This is a genomic window from Legionella sp. km772, from assembly GCF_003989735.1.
Taxonomy (GTDB): domain Bacteria; phylum Pseudomonadota; class Gammaproteobacteria; order Legionellales; family Legionellaceae; genus Legionella.
The window spans coordinates 1-7,110 of the sequence record NZ_RZGQ01000147.1 but is presented as its reverse complement, the minus strand read 5'-3'; the positions used below and the strand labels follow the sequence as shown (position 1 = coordinate 7,110).

The window sequence follows — 7,110 nt, the reverse complement described above, 5'->3', positions numbered from 1 at the left end:
AAGTGAAATAAAAAAATCTAAAAATCCTTCTTCCAGCTTCATTCCTATATCCATTTAAATGAAGCTAGCCTCTCATTATTTACCGATTTAAGCTAGATTTTTTTCATGAGGTGGCCCTGCCGGCTCGCATAGGCCCGCTTGACAGGTATCGCCGCTTATGCAATCACCATTACTAATGCAACAATGTGAGGTTCCGAATGTACCGTTACCGCAAGAACAACTATCGCAGGCTATAGCTGAAGAAGCGCCAATAGTTAAAATACATACGATGATAAAGTTTAGGTATCTTGATGCATTTCCATATTTCATGATAGAAATTCCTTATTAGACTCTATCATAGTTTAGCTCATTATTTATCCAATGGTTATTTTAAATAGTTAGAAAATTAGATCTTGTGACCATCCTAAAAGAGCCTTAATAAACATAGTGCGCATAAATGGAATAAAAAGTCCGTTACACACTATTATTTTACTGTTGTTTCTAAACTTTGTTGAATTTACTATATAAATCAAAGCATAATTAAGCAGTTAAATATAATATTTCAACCAAGGAGATGGTATGCCTCAATTCAAGCGACATAATTCTGTCGGATTAGTTCTATCGACCGTATTATTTTCCTATTTACCTCAAGCCATTGCCGGAGCCATGGGGCCAGTAGCAACACCAGGACCTAAACAAGTAGAGTTCAGTGTAGGTGTTGGACCTACTTGGCTAAATGCTAATAATCCGGTGATGGATGTCACTACTACTGACCCGAATCTAGAAGTCGTTTCAGGAGTGAATACTGATGCCTTATATACAGCCGGCATTGGTTACCCTATTTTAGTTGATGAGCTTGCTGGACGTACTTATTTTAACTCATTAATGCTCGAGCTTAATTACTACTACACTCAAACCACTATAAAGGGAGATGCATGGGATTACTCCTCTCCAAGTGCAGCGAACCAATCATTTAAAGCAGCTTTTAAAAGTTCTCGTATCATGCTGGATTTTAAACCTGGTTTAGTCCAATATCGCGGAATTGCAAGTTACCTCATTCTTGGTGTAGGCCCTGCTTGGAACAAGCTTTCTTATCAAGAACAAGCAAATGCTCCTGAATTTGCCATAAGCTCTATACAACTTCCTGTCCATACTAATTCGAATGTAGCGTATAACCTAGGAGTAGGTTTAAATAAAAAATTCGGCGATCATTTTAAAGTATCGATGGAATATTTATACACACCTTTAGGGCATGTTGCAGCAAGCCGTTATTCACAATCAGCACAAAGCATAATAAGCGCAGCCTCTTTTGCGCTAGATAGCAATAATTTGCTATTTAAGTTCACATACGCAGTTTAATGCCACTATTAAAAAGAGCTAATAATAATGTTTTTAAAAAAGAAAACGATGGCGTTGTGCTTATTGTTAAGTTGCAACTTATCTCTGACATACGCCAATGTGGGTCAACCAATAAGACTCTCTGGCCCTTATCCGGCTTTAGCTTCACCAATGGTGGCGGGAGAAGATACCTCAACGTACAGTTATACTATTACCAACCTTACTGGTATTCCTATTGGCGTTAGCCAATCCATCACAGGAAACTCGTCATCAGTCATAGTGAGCCGCCCTTGTCAAACAGTTCCGGCTCATGGTTCTTGTAATTTTGTTGTTTCAGTGACACCGAGCATTGCTGATGCGCTTGACAATGGTAACATAACGGATACTGTAAAAGTCACCTATAACGGCCGCTTGCCTAAGCAATTAACCAGCCCAATCCATGTCACTGTTACTGAACCTGCTTTAAGCAGTATTACTATTACTCCAAGCTCTTCTACTGTTTTAGGCGGTAGCTTTGTCCCTTATAAAGCTGTTGGTGTTTATAGTAATGGTGCGGTGCTTGACATTACAAAGTATGTTAATTGGAGCTCAACAAACTCAAATGTTGCTATTTTTCCTACGAAATCAGTGTTTAACTCGCATGGTACTGCTTTTGCTGTCAGTGGCGGCGGTACGGGGGGAAATGCAAGTGCGACAATTACTGCCACACGTAAGGCACAAACCAGTAATAGTGCAACCTTAAATGTAAACGATTATGTCTTTATCGCAAATCGGGTTGCTTTCACAGGAACAACAGTAAGCTCATGCTTTTTAAACCAAGCAGTTGTTACTGCATTAAGCTTAAATCCTTGTAATGCGCAAACAGGTGCTCCATTCCCGTTTACAGGACCAGGAAATATTGCTGTTAATCCGGCAGGCACTATCGCTTATGTTACCAACACTGGCAGCCAGTCAGTATCTTATTGTTCAATCAATGTAAATACAGGGGCGCTGACTAACTGCAAATCAACAGGTAATGGTTTTTACCAGCCAGTAGGAATTACAGTTAGTAATGATAATCGCTTTGCCTATGTGTCTGATTATAATAATGGACTCATTACCTGTCCTATTAACCGAACCACTGGGGCATTGAGCAATTGCATCGCTAACAATACAGGTATAGTTTTTCCGCAAGCAATAGCCATACATCCAAAACAAAGTTATGTCTATGTTTCTAATGCGGGTTATTACATTTATTATTGCGCAATAAATTTAGTTACAGGATCTGTATCAAACTGCCTAGAAATAGATTCATCAGCAAATTATGCAAACGCATTGACTATTCATCCCAAAGGTACCTATCTGTATTTTGCGCAAACTGGCTCCAATAACGTATTGTATTGTCCAATTCAATCAAACGGCTCCCTTGGAACCTGCCTTAGTGCAAATGGTAGCAATAGTTTCAATGGTCTTATTGGGCTTTCTATTCAACCGAATGGAACCAACATGTATCTGACTACCAGCAACACAAACGAAGTATATGTCTGCCCAATGAATGGCAACATTCTTGGCACTTGTGTGGTGCAAAGTCAACCAGGAGGTACACCCTGGGGTATTACTGCACGTTAACTCTATTTTAAAATAGCAGCCTTCTCCTTAGTTATTGGAGAAGGCTTTTTTATTACTATCTAGCTCAAAATAGCTTGTTGAATAGCTTGCTTTAATAATGCAACTCTTAGCTCACGAGGTCCGGTAATTTCAACCACTCGAGGAGCATTTTCTTTAGGTAATAAACGATCTAGGTCTTCACGATATAATTTTTTAAATGCCTCATCAACCCAAATTCGATAAAAATCATCTATGGGTCTATGACCATCATCTTCTAAACACATGGGGTAGTCTTCGCACATAGGGACAAAAACGATTAGATCCAAATGGGCTAATATAGGTGTTATTCGTGGAAATAAAGAGTCAATATACGCTTTATTAATGTCTGATTGCGCATTTACTGCTGAATAATCTGAATAGGGAATATAATCAGAAGGTGGTCTATCAAAAATAACACAATCACCCGCTTTATACTTTTTTACTCGGGATAAACAATGATTTAACTGCAATTCAATATGTTCAATCTTCTGTTGGTCGCCAAAGAAAATTTCATGCTGATGCATAATTGCACGATAAGGCTCATTTTCAAAAATGTAGTGGGGATATTTATTGAGGAAATCACGAACAAAAGTTGATTTTCCTTGAGAATGAGTTCCTGAGATAGCAATTCGCACTATAACTCTTCCGTTTTAATTTATACTCTCATTATAGACCTTGTCCTTAGGACTAGGGGGTAGATATTTGCAGGATATAAGATACGATGACCCCACATAGGCTCTGATTCTCGATTTGTTAGAGTTTGTCTGCTTAAAACTTTTATTTAAGCAAGCTTGAATTTCTTACCAAAACCCTTATTTAAATGGTCAATCAAAACGGCTAAGGCGATAGCACATGGTCTCTATACCGAAATGAGGCTTTTACTCCATTTCTCCTAAGTGCTAATAAGAAATTTATACTCCATATAGGTGAAAAGTACTATGACAGAAAATAAAAAAACAATTAACAAATATGAATACCCCAGTTTCTTAGATTGTGCCCTTGCATTTCAAGGATCCGTTACCCCCAGAGTTTGGAAAAAAGTTTTGGCTTCCTGTCTATATGCCTGTTTAATCTCCTTGCTCAGTATTTTTATTCCTTCGCTGGTTTTACCTATCAGCCCTTTTGAGTATGCCGGGGTAATTATGGGCTTAATTTTAGTTTTTCGCGTTAATGCAGGTTATGATCGCTGGTGGGAAGCAAGGAAACTATGGGGCACAGTGGTGAATTGCAGTAGAAATTTAGCCATCATCATTTTTAATTATGTTGGACCATCAAATAAGGTTGAAATAAATACAAGTCTAGGGCTCATCGCAGCAATGCCCTACCTTATGAAAAATACCTTACGGGAAGTAATGCCCACCGATGAGGTAAAACATCTATTAGATGAACACATTTATGCGCAAATGCAGCAGTGGCAACACAAACCAAACTTCATCTCATCAAAACTTGCGGATCTTTTATCAAAACTTCAAGAAAATGGCACATTAAATCAGTTTGCTTTTTTAAAAGCAGAAGAGCTTCGTGAAACTATTCTTGATTGTCAAGGCGCGTGTGAGCGAATCTTAAAAACACCCATGCCTTTTGTAATGGCAATAAAATCACGACGGTTTATTCTTTTATTTTTGCTCATACTTCCAATAGCTCTAGTGAATTATTCGATCTATATTAACCCTATTGTCGTGACCTTTGTTGCTTACGCCCTTTTTTCACTAGATCAAATCGGAGTAGAGCTGCAAAATCCCTTTTCAATTGAAAATTTGAGTCATTTACCCCTCAATGACATTTGTAAGACTATAGAAAATAACATCGCTGAAATAAAAAATGCACGCCATTAAAGGAACGGTACAATGAATATTCTAATCGCAGGTGCTTCTGGTTTTATAGGAACCCTACTAGTTAAGCAGCTCTCTCCAATGCACCAAATTAGCGTTTTAGGACGTAACCTAGCCAAATTAGAGCATATTTTTCCTAAAAACATTCATAAGATAACCTGGGATAGTTTGAAAGAGCATGATGCAGCGCCCTATGATTTGCTGATCAATTTATCGGGTTCCAGTATCGGTGCCAAAAGATGGAGAGAGAAGATAAAACATGAGCTTATTGAATCACGTACGCTAACTAATAAGCGCTTAACTGAATGGCTAATAGCCTACCATGCAAAACCTCGATTCTTTTGTGCAAACGCCATCGGTATTTATGGCGCACAAGTTTTAAGCACGGGTGCTTTTGATGAAGACACACCCATTCCTCAACAAGCTCAAGACTTTTTACAACACATAGGGCTTGCTTGGGAGCAATCGCTTAAACCAGCGCTTGATGCTGGTATTTTTGTTACTACATTACGTTTTGGTGTAGTACTAAAAAAAAGAGAAGGGATGCTAAAAAAGCTAGAGCTGCCTTTTGGCCTTGGTCTTGGGAGTATTATAGGAAGTGGTAATCAAACCCTATCTTGGGTCCATTATGAAGATTTAATTAATGCAGTTAATTTTCTCATCAATCAGCCCTCCCTGCCCAGTACTATTAATATCACGTCACCTTCTCCTGTGACTCAAAAAGAGTTTGCAACTTCCTTAGCCGCTGCATTAAATCGCCCCTTATTTATAAAAATGCCTGGATGGTTTGTGAAAATATTATTTGGTGAAATGGGCAACTATTTATTACTTCAAGGGCAAAAAGTTTTACCTAAGCGCCTAACAGAGCTGGGATTCCAATTCACCTACCCGAACATCGTTAATGCCCTTAACCACGAGTATCAATAAGGAAGAATAGATAAGCAGCAACTAAGTTTTATATTTTTAGTGATATTTTTGGGGAAATTTGCTTAAACATTAGAGCTCCACTACTATTAGGAAGACTTTCATTTAAAAGGAAATTTATGAAAAAAATTATACTTGTGACCCTCTTACTACCGGGTTTATTCCTTAATATATCGTATAGCTGTACTACTGCTTTTTTTAATAATAACGACAAAGCAAAAGTTGTTGCACGCACTGTAGATTTATTTATACCCGACATGCCAACGATTCTTGTCTACCCCCGAGGAATGATGCGTGAGGGCGAAGCGGGTCCTAACTCATTGAAATGGAAATCCAAGTATGGTTCTGTGGTAGTTACAGAATTTAACACATCAGCAGCATCCGACGGTGTTAACGAACATGGGTTAGCTGCCCACTTATTATATTTAACCGGTTCATCTTTTGAAAAACGAGATGAAAAAATACCGGCACTATCCAATACACTTTGGGCGCAATATATACTGGATAATTATAAAACAGTGGAAGAAGTAATTGAATCCACAGATAAATTTCAGCTTTGTGAAACCATGTTACATAATAAAAAATGGCCTCTTCATTTAAGTATACAAGATGCTAGCGGGGATGCCGCCGTTATTGAATTCATCGATGGTAAAAAAATTATTTATCATGGGCATCAATATACTGTCATGACCAATGAACCTGCTTATAAAATCCAACTAGAGAATCTTAAGAAATATAAACCCTTTGGTGGAAATCTGGCCTTACCTGGCGATAGCGATCCCTTAAGTCGTTTTGTACGTGTTTCAAGCTACTTAAAGACCTTACCTAGCCCCAAAGATGTGCGTGAAGCCGTTGCAGGTGTGTTATCAGTCATTCGTACCGCCATGGTACCTTTTGGAGCCATTGATACTTCAGGTAACGAAACGGAAGATGCCTGGGCTACTCGTTGGGTTTCTGTCATCGATCTAACTCATAAAACCTTTTATTTTAATACAACCATCACTCCTAACATTATTTGGCTTGATTTAAACAAACTAGATTTCCATGAAGAAAGACCTGTTTTATACATTGATCCTAATAATATGAATTTAGTAGGGGATGTTAAAAATTTAATGAAACAAAAATAACTTAGAATGCACCCTAGCCCGTATCAGTATACTTTTACGGGCATTTTACTAAGCCTCTCGTGCTCAATCAGCCATTTTTTTCTACTTAAGCCTCCGCCGTACCCCCCTAATTCACCGTTGGCATTAATAACGCGATGGCATGGGATAATAAGCGCTAATTGATTTTTGATATAGGCGCGGATTTTTAGACGAAAAAAAGGTATTTTTAAGAGCTATTCTTCTAATATAAGAGGGGAATAGAATGACCAAAAAGCGAAATTATTACACTGCATCAAAAAAATCAA

Annotated in this window: 6 protein-coding genes and 1 pseudogene; 5 read left to right on the top strand and 2 right to left on the bottom strand. The window is 38.1% G+C overall.

The annotated features are described in order from the left end of the window. Positions 1-558: 558 nt before the first annotated feature. Complete coding sequence (locus ELY15_RS12215; protein WP_127100421.1) at positions 559-1,338, top strand: outer membrane beta-barrel protein; 780 nt, start codon at positions 559-561, stop codon at positions 1,336-1,338. A 48-nt stretch (positions 1,339-1,386) separates the two neighbouring features. Beyond that, the gene (locus tag ELY15_RS12210) at positions 1,387-2,925 is read left to right on the top strand and encodes a YncE family protein (protein WP_158617474.1); all 1,539 of its coding nucleotides are present in this window, start codon (positions 1,387-1,389) and stop codon (positions 2,923-2,925) included. Between the two features lie 59 nt (positions 2,926-2,984). On the opposite strand, the gene ELY15_RS12205 is transcribed toward ELY15_RS12210, so the two are convergent. Then, a complete protein-coding gene (locus ELY15_RS12205) occupies positions 2,985-3,578 on the bottom strand; it encodes an AAA family ATPase (RefSeq protein ID WP_158617473.1) in 594 nt (197 codons plus the stop codon). Positions 3,579-3,881: 303 nt separating this feature from the next. Between ELY15_RS12205 and ELY15_RS12200 the strand changes: the two genes are divergently transcribed. The 3 genes from ELY15_RS12200 (at position 3,882) to ELY15_RS12190 (ending at position 6,826) form a co-directional block, all read left to right on the top strand. After that, entirely contained in the window at positions 3,882-4,778 is an 897-nt protein-coding gene (locus tag ELY15_RS12200; protein ID WP_127100415.1) for a bestrophin family protein, read from the top strand. 12 nt (positions 4,779-4,790) lie between these two features. Beyond that, positions 4,791-5,702, top strand: coding sequence for a TIGR01777 family oxidoreductase (locus tag ELY15_RS12195; RefSeq protein WP_127100413.1), 912 nt, complete (start codon positions 4,791-4,793; stop codon positions 5,700-5,702). A 116-nt stretch (positions 5,703-5,818) separates the two neighbouring features. Then, positions 5,819-6,826 (top strand): linear amide C-N hydrolase, encoded by a 1,008-nt coding sequence (locus ELY15_RS12190; protein WP_127100411.1) that lies wholly within the window; start codon positions 5,819-5,821, stop codon positions 6,824-6,826. Between the two features lie 23 nt (positions 6,827-6,849). On the opposite strand, the pseudogene ELY15_RS12185 reads toward ELY15_RS12190, so the two are convergent. Then, positions 6,850-6,996 (bottom strand): annotated as a pseudogene (locus ELY15_RS12185) (methylated-DNA--[protein]-cysteine S-methyltransferase); the annotation flags it as partial. Between the last annotated feature and the right edge of the window lie 114 nt (positions 6,997-7,110).

Excerpts from the sequence above, each read along its gene's own strand:
- ELY15_RS12215 (WP_127100421.1), top strand. The coding sequence starts at position 559 with ATGCCTCAATTCAAGCGACATAATTCTGTCGGATTAGTTCTATCGACC.
- ELY15_RS12210 (WP_158617474.1), top strand. The coding sequence starts at position 1,387 with ATGGCGTTGTGCTTATTGTTAAGTTGCAACTTATCTCTGACATACGCC.
- ELY15_RS12200 (WP_127100415.1), top strand. The coding sequence starts at position 3,882 with ATGACAGAAAATAAAAAAACAATTAACAAATATGAATACCCCAGTTTC.
- ELY15_RS12195 (WP_127100413.1), top strand. The coding sequence starts at position 4,791 with ATGAATATTCTAATCGCAGGTGCTTCTGGTTTTATAGGAACCCTACTA.
- ELY15_RS12190 (WP_127100411.1), top strand. The coding sequence starts at position 5,819 with ATGAAAAAAATTATACTTGTGACCCTCTTACTACCGGGTTTATTCCTT.